This window comes from Oceanisphaera sediminis, from assembly GCF_039539745.1.
Classification (GTDB): domain Bacteria; phylum Pseudomonadota; class Gammaproteobacteria; order Enterobacterales; family Aeromonadaceae; genus Oceanimonas; species Oceanimonas sediminis.
In genome coordinates this window covers 16,659-34,929 of sequence record NZ_BAABDS010000025.1, presented here as the reverse complement: position 1 = coordinate 34,929, position 18,271 = coordinate 16,659, and the positions used below count along the sequence as shown (strand labels likewise).

15 protein-coding genes and 4 tRNA genes are annotated in these 18,271 nt (G+C 59.0%); 7 read left to right on the top strand and 12 right to left on the bottom strand.

Annotated features, from left to right (window positions below; genetic code table 11):
- Positions 1-245 precede the first annotated feature (245 nt).
- Both tpx and ABD827_RS07970 read left to right on the top strand, forming a co-directional pair.
- The gene (tpx, locus tag ABD827_RS07975; RefSeq protein ID WP_367179496.1) at positions 246-746 is read left to right on the top strand and encodes a thiol peroxidase; all 501 of its coding nucleotides are present in this window, start codon (positions 246-248) and stop codon (positions 744-746) included.
- 237 nt (positions 747-983) lie between these two features.
- Entirely contained in the window at positions 984-1,892 is a 909-nt protein-coding gene (locus ABD827_RS07970) for a TIGR01777 family oxidoreductase (protein WP_344963908.1), read from the top strand.
- 6 nt (positions 1,893-1,898) lie between these two features.
- On the opposite strand, the gene ABD827_RS07965 is transcribed toward ABD827_RS07970, so the two are convergent.
- A complete protein-coding gene (locus tag ABD827_RS07965) occupies positions 1,899-4,325 on the bottom strand; it encodes an ABC transporter permease (protein ID WP_344963906.1) in 2,427 nt (808 codons plus the stop codon).
- The gene (locus ABD827_RS07960) at positions 4,318-5,001 is read right to left on the bottom strand and encodes an ABC transporter ATP-binding protein (RefSeq protein ID WP_298718869.1); all 684 of its coding nucleotides are present in this window, start codon (positions 4,999-5,001) and stop codon (positions 4,318-4,320) included. Before ABD827_RS07960 ends, ABD827_RS07965 begins: the two co-directional genes overlap by 8 nt.
- On the opposite strand from ABD827_RS07960, the gene ABD827_RS07955 reads away from it, so the two are divergent.
- On the top strand, positions 5,000-5,602 hold the full coding sequence (locus ABD827_RS07955; protein WP_298718865.1) for an arylesterase: 603 nt from the start codon (positions 5,000-5,002) through the stop codon (positions 5,600-5,602). The genes ABD827_RS07960 and ABD827_RS07955 overlap by 2 nt on opposite strands.
- Here ABD827_RS07955 and ABD827_RS07950 read toward each other — a convergent pair.
- The 6 genes from ABD827_RS07950 to gltX all read right to left on the bottom strand — a co-directional run bounded on the left by ABD827_RS07950 (position 5,599) and on the right by gltX (position 8,783).
- On the bottom strand, positions 5,599-6,270 hold the full coding sequence (locus ABD827_RS07950; RefSeq protein ID WP_344963902.1) for a DNA-3-methyladenine glycosylase I: 672 nt from the start codon (positions 6,268-6,270) through the stop codon (positions 5,599-5,601). The two genes, ABD827_RS07955 and ABD827_RS07950, sit on opposite strands and share 4 nt — an antisense overlap.
- A gap of 136 nt (positions 6,271-6,406) precedes the next feature.
- Positions 6,407-6,482: transfer RNA gene (locus tag ABD827_RS07945), tRNA-Ala, on the bottom strand.
- A gap of 20 nt (positions 6,483-6,502) precedes the next feature.
- Positions 6,503-6,578, bottom strand: a tRNA-Ala gene (locus ABD827_RS07940).
- A gap of 35 nt (positions 6,579-6,613) precedes the next feature.
- Positions 6,614-6,689, bottom strand: a tRNA-Ala gene (locus ABD827_RS07935).
- A gap of 35 nt (positions 6,690-6,724) precedes the next feature.
- Positions 6,725-6,800, bottom strand: a tRNA-Ala gene (locus ABD827_RS07930).
- A 570-nt stretch (positions 6,801-7,370) separates the two neighbouring features.
- The gene (gene gltX / locus ABD827_RS07925; RefSeq protein WP_344963899.1) at positions 7,371-8,783 is read right to left on the bottom strand and encodes a glutamate--tRNA ligase; all 1,413 of its coding nucleotides are present in this window, start codon (positions 8,781-8,783) and stop codon (positions 7,371-7,373) included.
- 227 nt (positions 8,784-9,010) lie between these two features.
- Between gltX and ABD827_RS07920 the strand changes: the two genes are divergently transcribed.
- Positions 9,011-9,538 (top strand): LysM-like peptidoglycan-binding domain-containing protein, encoded by a 528-nt coding sequence (locus ABD827_RS07920; RefSeq protein WP_344963897.1) that lies wholly within the window; start codon positions 9,011-9,013, stop codon positions 9,536-9,538.
- 94 nt (positions 9,539-9,632) lie between these two features.
- Here ABD827_RS07920 and ligA read toward each other — a convergent pair whose 3' ends face one another.
- Positions 9,633-11,666: an NAD-dependent DNA ligase LigA gene (gene ligA / locus ABD827_RS07915; protein ID WP_344963894.1), complete on the bottom strand. Its 2,034-nt coding sequence runs from the start codon at positions 11,664-11,666 to the stop codon at positions 9,633-9,635.
- Between the two features lie 82 nt (positions 11,667-11,748).
- Positions 11,749-12,738, bottom strand: a complete 990-nt coding sequence (zipA, locus tag ABD827_RS07910; RefSeq protein ID WP_344963891.1) for a cell division protein ZipA — start codon at positions 12,736-12,738, stop codon at positions 11,749-11,751.
- A 300-nt stretch (positions 12,739-13,038) separates the two neighbouring features.
- On the opposite strand from zipA, the gene cysZ reads away from it, so the two are divergent.
- Entirely contained in the window at positions 13,039-13,800 is a 762-nt protein-coding gene (gene cysZ / locus ABD827_RS07905) for a sulfate transporter CysZ (RefSeq protein WP_344963889.1), read from the top strand.
- Here the strand turns inward: cysZ and mepK are convergent.
- Both mepK and ABD827_RS07895 read right to left on the bottom strand, forming a co-directional pair.
- A complete protein-coding gene (gene mepK, locus ABD827_RS07900; RefSeq protein ID WP_298723509.1) occupies positions 13,764-14,312 on the bottom strand; it encodes a peptidoglycan L,D-endopeptidase MepK in 549 nt (182 codons plus the stop codon). The genes cysZ and mepK overlap by 37 nt on opposite strands.
- Positions 14,313-14,565: 253 nt before the next feature.
- Complete coding sequence (locus ABD827_RS07895) at positions 14,566-16,149, bottom strand: L,D-transpeptidase family protein (RefSeq protein WP_344963886.1); 1,584 nt, start codon at positions 16,147-16,149, stop codon at positions 14,566-14,568.
- A 297-nt stretch (positions 16,150-16,446) separates the two neighbouring features.
- Between ABD827_RS07895 and cysK the strand changes: the two genes are divergently transcribed.
- On the top strand, positions 16,447-17,415 hold the full coding sequence (gene cysK, locus ABD827_RS07890; protein WP_298723515.1) for a cysteine synthase A: 969 nt from the start codon (positions 16,447-16,449) through the stop codon (positions 17,413-17,415).
- Between the two features lie 294 nt (positions 17,416-17,709).
- Complete coding sequence (gene crr, locus ABD827_RS07885) at positions 17,710-18,219, top strand: PTS glucose transporter subunit IIA (RefSeq protein WP_298723520.1); 510 nt, start codon at positions 17,710-17,712, stop codon at positions 18,217-18,219.
- The last annotated feature ends 52 nt before the right edge of the window (positions 18,220-18,271 follow it).

The window sequence follows — 18,271 nt, the reverse complement described above, 5'->3', positions numbered from 1 at the left end:
ATTAACAAAAGAGAAAATCTACCATGTCTGCCTATTTTTTTGGGGATCCCTCAGCGCCTTCGCGGGAATGACGACAGAAAATCCTGAACCCCTGTCCGCCCCTCATACGTCGTGCATTCACCGCGTATGACGGGCGGCGTTTTTTTGGCTACACCTTAACCAACAAGCTCGCCGCACAAAAATAAAAACCTTTTCCTTATGGTGAAAACTGGTAACTTAGCCCCTTTCACACAAGGAGATAAATCATGTCTACAGTGACTTTTCAGGGTAATTCCGTCGCCGTTTCCGGTCAGTTTCCAAAGGCCGGCCAGGCCGCACCCGACTTCACCCTGACCGGTGCCGATCTCAACGATATCCGCCTGGCTGATTTCAAGGGCCAGAAACTGCTGCTCAACATCTTCCCCAGCGTAGACACCGGCGTGTGTGCCACCAGCGTGCGCACCTTCAATGAAAAAGCCGCCGCCCTGAGCAACACCAAGGTACTGTGTGTTTCCATGGATCTGCCGTTCGCGTTTGGCCGTTTCTGTGCCGCCGAAGGCATCGAAAATGTAGACGTGGCTTCCGCTTTCCGTCATACCGAATTCCTCAATGCCTATGGCGTGGCCCTGAGCGATGGTGCCCTGCGTGGTCTGTCTGCCCGTGCCGTGGTGTGCATTGATGAGCAAGGTCAGGTGGTTTACGGCGAGCGCGTTGCCGAGCTGACTGACGAGCCGGCCTACGACGCGGCCATCGCGGCGCTGTCCTGATCCTGCCGGATCCCTGTTCGATCTGTTTTTTGATGTAATATCAACAAACTAGAGATACTGCCCGGGGTAATCTACAGACTTACTCACAGTTTATGTGGATAACCCCGGCTTCTTTTCCGTCTTTTTCCCTTCCCGCTCCCCCAATCCTCCCGCGTTATATCCGTAAGTCTCTGTTATTCTGATGATGTATTATCGTCCAATGGGGCGAACACTCGGCTCAAGACGGAGGAAGGGATCATGAATATATTGCTTACCGGTGGTACCGGCTTTATCGGCCAACGCCTGATGAGCCACCTGCGGCCACATCATCAGGTGACCGTTCTGAGTCGTACCCCGAACAAGGTTTATCAGCGCCTGGGACACGATATCGAGGCTCTGCCCTCGCTGGAGCAGCTCGAAAACCTGGATCGGTTTGATGCGGTGATTAACCTCGCCGGTGAACCCATCGCCGATAAGCGCTGGACCCAGACCCAGAAAGAGCGCATCTGCCAGAGCCGTTGGCAAATTACCCAACAGCTGGTGGAAAAACTCAAGGCCGGCCAGCAGCCGCCCAAGGTGCTGATCAGCGGCTCGGCGGTCGGCTTTTATGGCCGCCAGGGCGATGCGCTGGTGGATGAAGACTCCCGCCCGCACAAGGAGTTCAGTCATGAAGTCTGCGCCCAGTGGGAACAACTGGCACAGGCGGCAGAAAGCGAGCAAACCCGCGTCTGTCGTATTCGTCTGGGGGTGGTGCTGGGCGCCGAAGGCGGCGCGCTGAAGAAAATGCTGCCCGGTTATCGCATTGGCATGGGCGGCCCCATCGGCTCCGGCAAGCAGTATATGTCGTGGATTCACATCGAGGATGTAGTCAATCTTATCCTGTTTTTACTGGAGCACGACGCCTGCAGCGGCCCCTTCAATGCCACCGCCCCCGAGCCGATGACCAACGAGCATTTCAGCCGTACCCTGGCTCAAGTGCTGAGCAAGCCGCATTTTGCCCGTATTCCCGCCTGGGCCATGAAACTGCTGTTCGGCGAAATGGCCGATCTGCTGCTGACCGGCCAGCGGGTGATGCCGGTTCGCCTGCAACAGGCAGGATTCCATTTTCGCTACCCGACCCTCGACAAGGCGCTGAAAGAAACCCTGAATACACCCCAGAGCCGCTGAACTCGCCTAGCCCCACTGGCGCAGGCGCGCCATCAGGGTGCCGCGAGTCACACCACCGGCTCGTCCGGTCAACAGCAAGAGCCCGGCGCCCAGCAGTGGCAGTCCGATCCAGATGTGCGGATGCGGCTGCCATGGCAGTCCCAGCCACCAGGGCAGCAAGATAGCCACACACAGCTCTACCGCCAACGCGGCCGCCAGCCCCGAAACCAGACCGGCCGCCAGCCATTCCCAGCGTAACGACGCCGTGATCAGCCGCTCTCCGGCCCCCAGGGTACGCAGCAACACCAGCTCGCGTCGCCGGCTTTCCAGGGTGGTTTCCATCTGCGCCAACAGCACCAGCAGGCTGGCACCGGTGACCAGCAGCATGATCACCAGCAACGCCTGCCCCACCTGCGCCAGCACGGTGCGCAGTTGCTCCAGCAAGGCGTCTACGTCCAGCAGGGTAACGGTGGGAAAGGCCCGAATCAATTCAACATCGAATGCCTGCTGTGCCGGCGGCAGATAGAAGCTGGCCAGCCAGGTGGCCGGATAATCCGCCAGCACATCGGGGCTGAAAATCAGGTAAAAATTGGGCTTCATGCTGTCCCAGTCGACCTCCCGAATGGTACGCACCTCGGCCGAGACCTGCTGACCGGCCAAGTCCAGCGTCAGTCGATCGCCGAGTGTCAGACCCAGCCGCTCGGCCAGCCCGGATTCCACCGACACGCTGTCGGCCAGGGTCGACCAGTCGCCCTGCACAATGCGGTTACCATCCGGTAATTGCTCGCCATAGGTCAGATTCAGCTCCCGGCCCAGGCCACCGCCGCGACCACTGTCTACATCGGCCACCGCCGGCTGCTCATTGATGGCGCTTAACCGCCCGCGCACGATCGGATAGAACTGCGAGCGATCGAGTCCGGCCCGATCCAGCCGCTGTTGCAGCGGATCCCGCTCGTGGGTGGCAATGTTGATCAGAAAGCGATTGGGAGTGTCCGGTGGCAGCCGGGCCAGAAAACCGTCGACCAGCTCGCCGCGCACCACCCACAGCAGAGTGCCCAGAAACAGCGCCAGCGCCACACCGCCAAACTGCACCAGGGTGGTCATGCGCGCCCGTTGCAATCGGCTGAGCGCCAGTCGAAAGGCAACGCTGCCGCGCCGCCGACGGGCCAGCGCCAGCAACAACCAGCACAATCCGCCCAGCAGCCCCATCAGGGTGACCAGCCCCAGCAGCAGCCCGATGGCCAGGCCGGCGTCACCGGCAAACACCCAGCTCAGTACAAAGGTGCCCGCCAGCAGAATGCCGCCGCTCCACCAGGGCGAAATGCGGGCCTCGGCCTCGTTGCGCAGTACTCGTAGCGGCGGCACCTTGAGCAGGCGCGCCATCGGCACCACCGACAACATCAGGGTGGTGAGCAGGGCAAGCCCGGCCGCCACCGCAAACGGCGTCAGCGAGGGCGGCGGCAAAGGCACGGCCAACGCCTCGCCCAGGCTCAGCAAAATCAGCTTGTGCAAGCCGTAACCGACCAGCGCCCCCATCACCGCGCCCAGCACCAGCAGTGTCAGCAGCAGTCGGCTGAGCCAGCCGAATAACTGACGCCGAGTCGCCCCCAGGGTTTTTAGCAACGCCATCCGGTCCTGCTCGCGGCGCGAAAAATAGCCCATGGCAATGGCCATGGCCAGAATGCCGAGCAGCACCCCGGTGAGTGACGCCAGGCGAAAAAACTGCTCGGCGCGCACCAGTGAACGGGCCACCGGCGTATCGGCATTGTCCGGCCCGCGCCAGCGCTGGCCCGGCAGCAAACGGGGCTGCAACCAGTCGGCATAGCGCTGCAGATCGGCCTCGGCCCCCGCAAACAGATAGCGATAGCGTACCCGGCTGCCTGCCATCAGAATGCCGGTGGCGGCCACATCGTCCCGATGGATCATCGCCCTCGGCGCCAGCAGCATGGGCGAAAAGCCCTGATCCGGCTCGCTGACCAGCTCGCCGGCCACCTGCAGTTCGAGATTGCCCAGTTCGACCTCGTCTCCCTCTTTAACCTGCAGCAACGCCAGCAACCGGGACGACAGCCAGATGGTGCCGGGCTGCACGCGGCCCGCCGGCGACAACTGCAAATCACCGTAAAAAGGAAAGGCCTCATCCACCGCCCGCACGCTGGCCAACTGCAGCGCCTCGCCGGCAAAGAGCACGCTCTGAAACGCCTGGGTGCGCGAGATGGCCAGCCCTTGTTGTTGCGCCTCAAGCAGCCAGGCCTCGGGAGCCGGTCGACTGCCGGACAGAATGCGGTCGGCGGCAATATAATCCCGACCCGATACCTTGATCGCCTGATTCAGCCGATCCGCCACCAGGGTAACGCTGAGCATGCTGGCCACACTCAACGCCAGCGCCAGCATGAACAGCCGCAACGGCCCCCGGCCCGCTTCCCGCCAGATCAATCCCGGTCCGAGGCTACGCATGCTGTTCTTCCAGACGACCAGCGGTCATCAGCAAACGTCGTTCACAGCGGCTGGCCAGCGCCTCGTCGTGGGTCACCATCACCAGGGTGGTGCCGTGTTTTCGATTCAGCTCGAACAGCAGCTCGATGATCTGGCCGCCGGTATGATGATCCAGATTACCGGTCGGCTCGTCCGCCAGCAGAATATCCGGCTGGGTCATGAAGGCCCGGGCAATGGCCACCCTCTGCTGCTCGCCACCGGACAACTGACTGGGAAAATGACGAATCCGCGCCTGCAGTCCGACCTGCTCCAGCAACTGCCGGGCCCGTTGTTCGCCATCGCGACGGCCCTGCAACTCGGCGGGCAGCATCACATTCTCCAGTGCGGTCAGGGTGGGCAACAGCAAAAATGACTGAAACACGAAGCCGATATGACGACCGCGCAACCGGGCGCGCTGCTCTTCGTCGAGCGTCGACAACGACTGACCGCTGATGTCGATGTCGCCTTCGGTGGCGCGATCCAGCCCCGCCAGCAGCCCGAGCAAGGTCGACTTGCCGGAGCCGGATGCCCCCACCAGCGCCAGGCTCTGGCCAGGCTTGACTTCCAGCTCTATCCCCTCAAGGATGGTGAGTGATTCGTCGCCCAAACGCACCTGGTGGCTGAGCCCGGCCACTCGAATAATCGGAGAAGTTGTCATGCCTCGTTTCCTTCTGATGATACTGCTGTTGGTGTCATCCGTTACCCATGCTAACACCGTCCTTATTCTGGGTGACAGCCTCAGTGCCGGATATCGAATGAGCATCGAGCAGGCCTGGCCCACCCTGCTGGCCGAACAATGGCAGCGGGAAGGTCGCCAGATTGAGGTCATCAACGCCAGCGTCAGCGGCGACACCACCCAGGGCGGGCTGCAACGACTGCCACCCTTGCTTGAGCGTCACAAGCCGAGCCTGGTGATGCTGGAGCTGGGCGGTAACGACGGTCTGCGAGGCCTGCCGCCGCCGTTGATTAAACGTAATCTGAAGGCGCTGATCACACTGGCAAACCAGGCCGGGGCCAAGGTGGTGCTGACCGACATTCGACTGCCACCCAATTACGGCCGCCGTTACCTGCAACAGTTCGAGTCCATCTTCGGCAAGCTGGCCGAAGCTTATCAACTCCCGCTTTTGCCGTTTTTTGTGTCTCCGCTTATCGGTGAAAACGGCATGATGATGGATGATGGCATACACCCCACGGCGGTGGCTCAGCCGTTAATCGCCCGTCAGGTGCATGAGTTTCTCACCCCCCACCTCGCTCATTAACCGATGGAGCAGGCGATGGTTTTGCTGATTTCACTGAAACTGAGTCCGCTTTGCTCTCGCCATTCGTTGAAGGCCGCCTGAGCCTGGGCCATGCCCTTTTTGCTGCCGAGGCCGGCGCTAATCACCTGATGATGGCGCAGATAGGCGCTGACATCATGGGTAAAGACGAAGGTATCGACGCCCAGTCGTCGCAGACCATAGGCGGCGATATTGCCCCCCAGCAGTTGCCCGTGCTGCTTGATTTGCAACCAGAGTCCGGTGAGATCATCGGTCGGCCACTGGGCCACGAAGGCGCCAAAGCCACCATGCTCCCGACCCAGCTCCAGTACCATGCGGGCATTGACCGGTACGGTCGCTATCTTTTTGGGGTGGCGCACTATGCCCGCATCGTTGTTGAGCCGCTCCAGATGATACTCGTCCAGCAGCAGCATTTTTTCCGGATCGAAACCAAAGAAGGCCCGCTCGAACTCCGGCCATTTATTGCGAATTACGCGCCATACGAATCCTGACTGGAACAGGCTCATGGTGAAGGAAGACAACCATCGGTCGTCGGGAATCGCCGCCAGTTCGGCAGGCGTGCGCAAGGGGGTGGCAATCAGCTGCATCAGCGCCGCTTCTCCGCCGTGGCGATCGCAGGCGCGCTGAAAGATATGGTCGAAGTGCTCCATAAATAAAGTCTCGTTTGGGTTTGGTTTAATTGTGCGTGGAGCACGCGAAAAAGGCCATAGGGGAAACGTCGGTATGCGGAATGCACAAAAAAGCCGCTGCATTTCTGCAGCGGCTTTTTTGATTCCACAATATAAGTGGTGGAGCTACGCGGGATCGAACCGCGGACCTCTTGCATGCCATGCAAGCGCTCTCCCAGCTGAGCTATAGCCCCGAATTCGGGTCAGATTGTTTTGGTGGAGCTACGCGGGATCGAACCGCGGACCTCTTGCATGCCATGCAAGCGCTCTCCCAGCTGAGCTATAGCCCCAAAACAATGCTGTTTTACTGGTGTTTTCTGCCATTTGGTGGAGCTACGCGGGATCGAACCGCGGACCTCTTGCATGCCATGCAAGCGCTCTCCCAGCTGAGCTATAGCCCCGTTTGGCAGATATTTCTGTTTTCAAATGCGATAAGTGGTGGAGCTACGCGGGATCGAACCGCGGACCTCTTGCATGCCATGCAAGCGCTCTCCCAGCTGAGCTATAGCCCCGCTTATCTTTCTTCCCGGACCATGTCCGTTCAGACGAGGCGCATAATAGGCAGGGGGCCTTTTTGTGTCAACCAGAAAATAAAAAAAACCACCCAACCAGTCATTTTTTAATCGCCCTGATGAGATCACCGCCAATTCAAGCCGTATGCCTATCTCTTGAGCGCAAGATCTTGCTGGCGTTGATAGCAGCAGGAAATCGGACAAAGGGCACTACTCCGCCGACACGCCGTAAACCCATCCCTGGGGGCTCAGCCGCGCCATCCCTGGCGCGGATGGTCGGCTGAGCAGACACCCTTTGCCCTCCTTCGGCAATGGAGTCCTCTGGTGGCACCACCTGCGGACAACTCCGAGTCATGGAAGAGGCTGCAGGGATTGCCTCAGCCGGCCGTCAAATGCCAGGGATGGCATTTGCTGAGCGTCACAAGGATGTGCTCGCAGCGGGCCGGAGGAGGCAACCCTGTTGCCTCTTTAATGCCACACGTTGTCTTGTGACTAAGGAGTGCTGCGATAAAAAACGGCGCTGTACCAGACAGCGCCGTTTTTCTTCCAGCTTACCGCTTGAGGCCGGGTTTAACCCTGGGCGCGAGCGGCGATAAAGCCCAGTGCCATGTCGATTCGGGCCAACACCTGATCCTTGCTCAGCAGCGCAATCACGCCGTCGATGGCCGGAGACTGGCCAACGCCGGTCACCGCCACGCGCAGCGGCATACCCACCTTGCCCATACCCAGTTCCAGCTCGGCGGCGGCAGCGTTAATCTGCTCGTGAATGGCCGGTGCCTGCCAGTCGGCCAGCTCTGCCAGCTTGGTGCGAACCAGCGCCAACGGATCGGCAGCCACCGGACGCAAGTGCTTCTTGGCGGCGCCCGCCTCGAACTCGGCAAAGTCTTCAAACAGGTAACGGCTCTGGGCCGCCAGCTCTTTCAGGGTATTGCAACGCTCGGAGTACAGGGTCACCACATCACTCAGGCTCGGCCCCTTGCCGGTATCGATGCCCTGATCCTGCATGTGCCACTGCAGATGCTCGGCTACTTCGGTGGCAGGCAGGGTCTTGATGTAGTGCTGGTTCAGCCACAACAGCTTGTCGGTATTGAAAGCGGAAGCGGACTTGCTGATGGCGTCGAGCGAGAACAGTTCAATCATTTCTTCCAGCGAGAAGATTTCCTGATCGCCGTTGGACCAGCCCAGACGCACCAGATAATTAAGCAGAGCCTGAGGCAGGTAGCCGTCGTCCCGGTACTGCATCACGCTCACGGCGCCATGACGCTTGGACAGCTTGGCGCCGTCGTCACCCAGAATCATCGACACATGGGCAAACTCCGGCACCGGGGCACCCAGGGCCTGATAAATGTTGATCTGGCGCGGGGTGTTGTTGATATGGTCTTCGCCGCGTACCACATGGGTGATTTCCATGTCCCAGTCGTCCACCACCACACAGAAGTTATAGGTGGGGGCACCATCGGTACGGCGGATGATCAGATCGTCGAGCTGATTGTTACCGGTTTCGATGCGGCCACGTACGTGATCGTCAAAGACGACAGATCCTTCGGTCGGGTTCTTGAAGCGAATGACGCAAGGAGCATCGACGGCGTGCTCATGAGTACCGTGGCGGCAGGTTCCGTCGTAACGCGGCTTTTCGCCGTCGGTCATCTGCTGCTCGCGCAGTGCATCGAGACGCTCTCTGGAGCAGTAGCATTTATAGGCCTTGCCTTCGGCCAGCAGCTGATCGATAAGCGCGTTATAACGGTCAAAACGCTGAGTCTGATAATAGGGACCCTCGTTCCAGTTCAGGCCCAGCCAGTTCATGCCTTCAAGGATGGCGTCGATGGCCTCCTGAGTGGAACGTTCCAGATCGGTATCTTCGATACGCAGCACGAATTCACCCTGCTGGTGACGGGCATAGAGCCAGGAATACAGGGCCGTACGGGCACCACCTACGTGGAGAAAGCCGGTGGGGCTGGGAGCAAACCGCGTTTTAACTGTCATTCTTTCTGCCTTAGCTGGTAAATAAAGCCCAAATGAGCTTGAGTGAAACAAAGTGGCGACTATTTTAGCACCCGGCTGTAACGGGTTAAACGCTTTGTCATCGAGTTGGTCGCGTGCACCGTCAACAAACGCTTCAAAAGGAGCCGTGCGACCGCTTGTCGGCCGCACGGCCCGCAGATACACTGGTGGCCACGAGGTGCCTATTCATGACCAGAAGACAATCAACAATGAAACGGAACAAGCCGGATTCTTTCGGCACCAAACTAAATCAACTGACCCTGCCTGCCAGGCGGGGGCTGGGTCAGGCACTGGGGGGATGGCAACGGCTGCCCCGCATTCACAAAGTCGGCTTGCTGACACTGTTGCCCGCCTGGTTGCTGTTGCTGGCCTGGCAACCCGCGCCGACACCAGCGGCGGCCCCGGTCACCGGCAGCCTGAGTCTGCCGCTGTCTGCGGCCGAAAAACGGGAAATCCCGGTACCCGATGGCGGCAAACGACTCGATCATACCCTGGCTCAGGGCGAAACTCTGGCCGCGCTGTTTCGCCAGTGGCAACTGCCGGGGCATGACCTTATTGCCCTGGTACGAGCCGAGCCGTCCTATAAACCGCTCAGCAACCTGCGTGCCGGTCAGGATCTGACTCTGGTGCTCAACGCCAGCGGCCAGCTGCATTATCTGGAAGTCAGAGACAAGGGCCTGCTGCTGAACGCCTTTCGCCGCATGGGCCAGGAATTCAGCGTACTGACCACTCAGTAATTAGGGAATAGGGAATAGGGAATAGGGATTAGGGATTGGGGATTGGGGATCGGGTTCAGCCTCCCAAATCCCTAGTCCCCAGTCCCTATTCTTTTTACCGGTGTTCAGCCAGCAACGCCTGCAGTCCGTCTTCGTCCATGATGTCGATACCCAGTTCCTGGGCCTTTACCAATTTGGAGCCTGCCGCTTCACCGGCCACCACGCAGCTGGTTTTAGCCGATACCGATCCCGCCACCTTGGCACCCAGCGCCTGCAGCGCCGTCTTGGCATCGCTGCGCGACAATTGCGTCAGGGTGCCGGTCAGTACGAAGGTTTGCCCCGCCAGCGGCTGGGACTCTGCGGCCACCGGCTCCATCGCCGGCCAGTGCAGGCCGCAACCGCCCTGGTCCGGCGAGTCGGTCAGCGCCTGTACGACTTCCAGATTATGCGGCTGGCGGAAGAAATAGTAGATATGCTTGGCGACGATCTCTCCCACATCGGGCACCGCCAGCAGCGCTTCTATCTCGGCGCCAATCACCGCCTCCAGGGTCAGAAAATGCCGAGCCAGGTTGTTGGCGGTCGCCTCCCCGACTTCCCGAATACCCAGGGCATAGAGAAAACGGGCCAGGGTGGTGCTGCGGGCCTTGTCCAGTGCCGTCAGTAGCTTGCTGGCCGACTTGTCGCCCATTCGTTCCAGCCCCGCCAGATCCTGGTGACTCAGTCGAAACAGATCCGCCGGAGTCTTGATTCTGTCCTGCTCTACCAGCTGATCGATGAGTTTGTTGCCCAGCCCCTCGATATCCAGCGCCTTGCGCGAAGAGAAATGCTTGATGGCTTCCTTGCGCTGGGCGGCACAGAAGAGGCCGCCGGTACAGCGGGCCACCGCCTCCCCTTCGATACGCTCTATGTCCGCATCACAGACCGGACAGCAGACCGGAAACTCGATGTTGCGGGCATCGTCGGGCCGCCGTTCCAGCACCACCGCCGCCACCTGGGGGATCACATCTCCGGCCCGGCGCACGATCACCGTATCGCCAATCATCACCCCGAGGCGGGCAATTTCGTCGGCGTTGTGCAGGGTGGCGTTGGAGACCACCACCCCGGCCACCTGCACCGGCTCCAGCTTGGCGACCGGAGTAATGGCGCCGGTGCGGCCGACCTGAAACTCCACATTCAGCAGCCGGGTCAGCTCTTCCTGGGCCGGAAACTTGTGCGCCGTGGCCCAGCGTGGCGCCCGAGCCACAAAGCCGAGTCGCTCCTGCAGCGCCAGCTCGTCGACCTTGTAGACCACGCCGTCGATTTCGTAGGGTAGCTGGTCGCGTCGCTGGAGAATGTCGTCATGATATTGCTCGCAACCGGCCCGGCCCTGCATCCGCTTTACCTCGGGGCTGACCGGCAGTCCCCAACCCTTGAGCCGTTGCAGAATATCGAAATGACGCTCGCCCAGCGGTTCGCCTTCCACCAGACCAACGCCGTAACAGTAAAAGGCCAGCGGCCGCCTGGCCGTGACTCGCGAGTCCAGCTGGCGCAGGCTGCCGGCGGCGGCATTGCGCGGGTTGGCAAACACCTTGTCACCACCGGCTCGGGCCGCCTCGTTCATGCGCTCGAATCCGGCGCTGGGCATGAAGACTTCGCCGCGCACTTCCAGCCGGGCCGGCCAGTCGTCGCCTTTCAGCCTGAGTGGTATCGCCTTGATGGTACGTACATTCTCGGTAATGCCTTCGCCGGTGCTGCCATCGCCGCGGGTGGCAGCCTGTACCAACCGGCCCTGCTCATACAGCAGGCTTACCGCCAGGCCGTCGAGCTTGGGTTCACAGCAGAATTCAACGGTGGCCTCACTGCCCAGCCGGCTATGCAACCGTTTTTCGAAGGCGGTCAGCTCATCGTCACTGAACACGTTGTCCAGCGACAGCATCGGCAGCGCATGGCGCACCTCGGGGAAGGCCGATACCGGAGCGCCGCCTACCTTCTGGCTGGGCGAACTCGCATCCTGCCATTCGGGATGAGCCTGCTCCAGCGCGACCAGCTCGCGCATCAGACGGTCGTACTCGGCATCCGGCACAGTAGGGGCATCGGCTATATAGTATTGTTCGTTGTAGGTATCGAGCTGTTCACGCAGGGCAAGAATTCGGGCTTGGGTATCGTTCATGAAGTTATTCCGCTTAAACAAAAAATGCGGCCCTCGGCCGCACTTTTATTATTACAATCAGGCTTGCTGGGCACAATCGGGATTATTGGGCCTGGCTGTCGTAGTCTCGCAGCTGCTCGCGGCAATGGGCCAGATAATCGGGGCTGAGCGGGCTGCGCTGGCCGTCCAGCAGCAGGGCATCCAGCTCTTCGGCCATTTTTTCTGCCGTGTGCACCATCAGATTGAAGTGATTCTTGGCCTCACCGGGTGCCGGCAACTGCATGAAAATCGACACCCCGGGAGTGCTGAATTGCCCCATGGCGTTGGGGTTGAAGGTGCCGGGCTTGACCATGTTGATCAGGCTGAACAACGCCTCTCCCTGATGTGCCGCAGTATGGTGGCGATGAAAAATATCCATGTCACCGAAGCTGAAACCGGCGTCGGTCAGCACCCGGGCCAGCTCGCCGCCGGCCAACTGCTGATTGGGCCGTGCCACCAGGTTGATGACATACACGTCCTGCCAGGTTTTGGGCACTTCCCGTCGCGGTGCAGCAGTCACCGGCTCGATAACCGGCTCCGGTTCCTGTTCCGGTTCGCGCTCGGCGAGATTCAACTCGGCGGTTTCGTGCTGCTGTTCGAGCGTCGGCGGCGCAGACGCCTCCGGTTCATCAAACAGGGGATCAATTTCACCCTGACGATACTGGCGCTCGCGTTGCTGTAATTCGGTTTCGGCAACAACCGGTTTGGCCGCAGCAACCGGCTTGGCAGACGAGGCGGCCGGGGCCAGCCCGATGACTGGCTCGTCTTCATCGTCGTCGTTGAGCGCCGAAAAATGCGGGGAAGTTTGCCAGTCATTCTCGTCTTCGTGCCGACGACGCGCCGTCTCGGCCTTGCGCGTACCGGCCACCCGAACCTTGCCGATACCATCACCGTCAAAGTCATCGTCACCGGCCGGCCCATTCGCTACCTTGCCTATCGGTTTTTCACGCATCGGCTTTTGACGTGCTTTCTGGCTGGTCCACAGCCCGTGGATCAGCAAGGCGGCAATGGCGACCGCACCCAGAATGATCAAGATAATTCGCAAATCCTGCATTATCGCTTCTCTAAAGTTTTTGCTTATATTCAGCCATATTGCCGACGCAAGCGGGAATCAGATTACTCGAGTCGGAATATTATCAAAGACCCGACAAGGGTATGTTTACCATACCGGTTTGACAAGGGTCATCTCGGTGAGTAATAGATAAAAACTTTCATTTTATACTGGTTTATCTGTCGGCAGACCCTATTCGGCCCTGATGCCGCAGTTTGGCGGCTACGACAAACGGCTTCGCGACCGACTTGCATCCCCCCGGCCTGGCTCTCTAATATATGTTTTTTTTCAAAGGAAGCCTTCATGCCCGCCACTTACCATGCGGCCAGCGGTCCACAATATCTGCTCAGGGGATTGTCGCTTATCCGGGAGCCGGATTTACGCCTTTTTGTATTGATTCCGCTGGCAATCAACCTGCTGCTGTTCGGCGGCGCCTTTTACTGGCTCTATTTACAGCTGGGGGAGCTTTTTTCCTGGTTTGAGGGCGCGGTTCCAGACTACCTGCAGTGGCTGAGCTATCTGCTCTGGCCCCTGGCCATCATCACCATCGCCGTGGTGTTTTCGCTGCTGTTCACCAGCGTTGCCAACCTACTGGCCGCCCCCTTCAACGGCCTGCTGGCCGAACGGGTAGAACTGAAGTTGACCGGCCAGAAACTGCCCGACAGCAGCTGGGCCGCACTGCTCCGGGACACTCCCCGCATGCTGGGCCGGGAAGTACGCAAGATAACCTACTACCTGCCCCGCGCCATCGGCTGTCTGCTGCTGTTTCTGGTGCCGGCCTTCGGGCAAACCCTGGCGCCGGTTATCTGGTTTGCGTTCAGCGCCTGGATGATGGCCATTCAGTACTGCGACTATCCATTCGATAATCATAAAATCGACTTCGATTTGATGCGCCGCTCACTGGCGCAAAAAAGACGCCTCAGCTGGGGCTTTGGCGCCTCTGTTGCACTTTGTTCGGGCCTGCCGTTCATTAATCTGCTGATCATGCCGGTGGCTATTTGTGGTGCCACCGCGCTGTGGGTCGAACATTACCCCCAGCTGCGTACCGGCCCGGTGTCGAGATGAACAAAGTCTGACTTGGGATAGTAGCCAACACCACCTACCTTGAGCTGCAACGCCGCCTTGCGAACGTCGGCCAGTGCTACGCCGGGCAGGCGAAGATCGATGGCTTTCCCCTGCATATGCAGGCTTTTCTTGGCCACGCCGCTGCTGTTTTGGCGCAACATGGCATTGGTTTTGGGCGAACGATAGCCGGAGATAATCTGAATCTCTCCGGCTTTACCCAGCCGGTGTTGCAGCAGAAACAGCTGATCAAACAGCTTGGGGTCGATGTCATGTACCTCGTTACGGCGAAAGTCGCGCATCACGTGGTTAAAGGTGGTGAGTCCTTCCTTGAGGTAATGGCCTTCTTCCCAGAAGCTGGCCGTCACCTGTTCACCGGTGTGAAGATTATGCAGGCTCAACTTGCGTACCGGAGCAGACAAACTGGCCTGTGCCGGCCGCGCAACCAGTGACGCTACCCCCAGCCCACCCATTCCCATTAAAAAACGACGACGATCTATATTACGTTTCAGCATATTTTCTCTTTCAAACTCATATTCAAATACAACAAGGATGCATCAGCCGGACCGAGGCCCGGTTGACCAGACTCAGCGCTACAAGGGAAGGGCTGAACGGAAGGCCGCCAGCACCGGTAACCAGCCTTGCCTTTCGGTTATCTGATGTCACCGCATGCATAACAAACGGTCGCAAATTATCCTATAACGGATTAAATTATCAACAACCATTGGTTATAAGGCCGCCGTAAACGACGGCCAGAGTGGATTGAGGCTAGCCGGCAGTGAAGGGGTTATGCAGGGTTTTATCAAACTCATAGATGTCGCTGCGATAGCGGGGCAAGCCGTCGGCTCCCAGCCAGCCCGGCCAGTACACCATGAACACCGGCAGAGGCTGAGCCACCCGCAACCAGCGGGTGACCCGACGAGCTTTCAAGGCTGCCAGTCGCTCCGGACTCCACTGTTCGCTCAACAACCAGTGGGCCAGTTGCTCGGCACCTTCCACCCGGACACAACCGGAGCTTAGCGCTCGGCTGTCGCGGGAAAAAAGGCGACGGGACGGGGTGTCATGCAGATAAATGGCATCGTTGTTGGGCAGATGAAATTTATAGGCGCCGAGGGCATTAAGGGCGCCGGGTTTCTGTCGTAACCGATAGGGAAAGCCGCCCCCGTTATAGAGTCGAGCCTGCCATTCGGCGGCGGGTACCACACCGGCACCATCGAGCACCTCAAAACCTTGTCGCGCGATATAACCGGGATCCCGGTACAGCTTAGGCACTATGTCTTTCTTGATGATGGAGCGCGGCACATTCCAGGGCGGGTTGAGCACCACATTGGTGATCTTGCTGTGCATGATGGGGGTCTTGCGCTCATCCCGCCCTACTATGACATCGCTTTCCAGCACCATCACCTGCTCCTGATAAAGCCGCAGGCGGTATTCGGGAATATTGACCAGCAGATAGGATGACGGCAGATTATCGCCAATCAGGGTCCGCAGCATACTTCGCATCAACAACTGGGCCCGCTGCAGAGGCGCCACATCCAGCCAGCCGAAGGTTTGCGGACCAATAACACCGTCTACCTTGAGACCGTGCCGCTGCTGAAAATTACGTACGCCCTGCTCCATAGCCTCATCAAACAGATCGGGATCATGGCTGGGGCCGACACCGACCGATGCCGTCTGGCCGGTCTGATGCAAGGCGCCGTCATCGAATACCTCAGCGTCATCGACCGAACTGCTGGAGTAGGTGCCATCTGGTTTTTCAAGCTCATCGAACGCGACGGAAAGCGGGGCTTCGGTCTCGGCCGACATGTCGCCCAGCAACCGCAGCCGCTCACGAATATGAGGCACCACGGCAACGCGATCTCCGGGGCGAAGGGTGGCGGTACGCAGCACGGGCCAGGGACCAGCATTCAGTGCCAGCAACCGGGCCAGTTGTTGCTGCAACTGCGGGTGATCGGGATAACCCGGCGCCAGCCCCTGCACCAGCACATGGCGCTGGCGCTGCTCCGCCGCCAACTGCAGCTCCAGCTGATCCTGCTCCCGGAATGCAAGCGAAGCACCGGCGGTACGCAGATGCTGGCGATCCACAAAGGATAACGCAGCCCAGTGGCGCCAGAAGGCCTGCATGCCCAGCAACAGCCGATCGTCGGCCTCATCGGAGGCAGTATCGGCCGATACCGCCTGCTGCCACCACAGGGTCAGTTTGGGATGCACATCGGCCAGCGCCAGCTCCAAGCCCTGTTGATGCAGTTGCAACCGGGCCTCGGGCTCATCCTGCCAGGAACTTGCCGAAGCGGGCCCAATGACGAGGCACAATAGCAACCACAGTCCGACGACCGCACGATAACCTTTCATTTTACGCCCTACCCTCTTGCTGTCCGTCCATTGCCGGAGTCGAATATCCATCGGACTCAACGGTACACCCGAACATACTTCCAGCGATACATCCCTGCTTTATCTCTGTCTCTTTTTTATTTATTGATAATAGACCCGGCATCACTTCATCATCAGCCAGGATTGTGAACAATGGAATATAAAGCTATCACTTAATAACATATAGTTATAACAAATCGTCATTTCTCATTCGAGACGGAAGGGTTAAGCTGACAACATAAATATTTCTGGTGTGACTGAATATTAGGGATAGCCACGATGAGCAAAATTTTTGAAGATAACTCACTGACCATTGGCCACACTCCTCTGGTTAAACTGAATCGAGTCACCAAGGGACGGGTGCTGGTAAAGATAGAGAGCCGTAACCCCAGCTTCAGCGTCAAGTGCCGTATCGGCGCCAACATGATCTGGGATGCCGAAAAACGCGGCGAACTGGTACCGGGAAAAGAACTGATTGAACCGACCAGCGGTAATACCGGTATTGCGCTGGCCTTTGTGGCAGCCTCTCGTGGCTACGCCATTACCCTGACCATGCCCAATACCATGAGCATGGAACGCCGTCAGTTGCTGAAAGCGCTGGGCGCCAATCTGGTACTGACCGACGGCGCCAAGGGCATGAAGGGCGCCATCGAAAAAGCCATGGAGCTGAAAGAAACGGCGCCGGACAAATTCGTGCTGCTGCAGCAGTTCAACAACCCGGCCAACCCCGAAATTCACGAAACAACCACCGGCCCCGAGCTGTGGGAAGACACCGATGGCAACATCGATGTGTTCGTGGCCGGCGTGGGCACCGGTGGTACCCTGACCGGTGTGTCCCGTTATCTCAAGCACACCAAGGGCAAGGCCATTACCTCGGTTGCCGTCGAGCCGGTCGAGTCTCCGGTGATCACCCAGGCCCTGGCCGGTGAAGAACTCAAGCCCGGCCCGCACAAGATTCAGGGCATCGGCGCCGGCTTTATTCCCGGTAACCTGGACCTGTCTCTGATCGACCGGGTCGAGCAGGTTTCCAGCGAAGATGCCATCGAGATGGGCCGTCGCCTGATGAAGGATGAAGGTATTCTGGCCGGCATCAGCTCGGGTGCCGCCGTGGTCGCCGCCTGTCGTCTGGCCGAACTGCCCGAGTTTGCCGACAAGACCATAGTGGTGATATTGCCCAGCTCCGGTGAGCGCTACCTCAGCACCGCCCTGTTTCAGGGCATCTTCACCGAACAGGAACTGAAAGCCTGATCAAATACGTCACCGGCCACTGACACCCCGTCTGGTGGCCGGTCTCGACGGCAATAAGCAAACGGCATTTCCGCTCGCGGGAATGCCGTTTGCAAATGCGGCGCGCAGTAACACTTCCGTCACGCAGCGATTATTGAGCTCCAGCCTCACACTCCCCATGTACATTGGCGCCTCAGCCCCTACAATGATGGAAGTCTTTGCCCAAGCTTAATTTTTTCGGATCGATTTGCCTGCTTTCGCTTGAGAAAGTCTGTCTGTTATCATCATCATTAAATAATGCCAGGAGCTGATATTATGGGTCTGTTCGATAAACTGAAGAGAATGGTGTCCGACGATGCCGGTGAAACCAGTGGTATCGACATCTTCGCCCCCCTTTCCGGTGAACTTGTCCCTATCGAAGAAGTACCTGATGTGGTGTTCGCCGAAAAAATAGTGGGTGACGGCATTGCGATAAAACCCAGCGGCAACAAGATGGTCGCCCCCTGCGACGGCACCATCGGCAAGATATTCGAAACCAATCACGCCTTCTCTATTGAATCGGACTCCGGTCTCGAGCTCTTTGTTCACTTCGGCATCGACACCGTCGAGCTCAGGGGCGAAGGCTTTACCCGCATCGCCCAGGAAGGCCAGCAGGTGAAGAAAGGCGACACCATCATCGAGTTCGATCTGGCGCTGCTGGAAGCCAAGGCCAAATCCACCCTGACGCCGGTGGTCATTTCCAACATGGATGAGGTCAAGGAGGTCAGCAAGCACAGCGGCGCCGTGACCCAGGCCGAAGACGTGATCATGCGCGTCAAAAAATAACTCTGCTGCGGTTACAAGGCGCCACCGCGGCGCCTTTTTTATTGGCAACGTG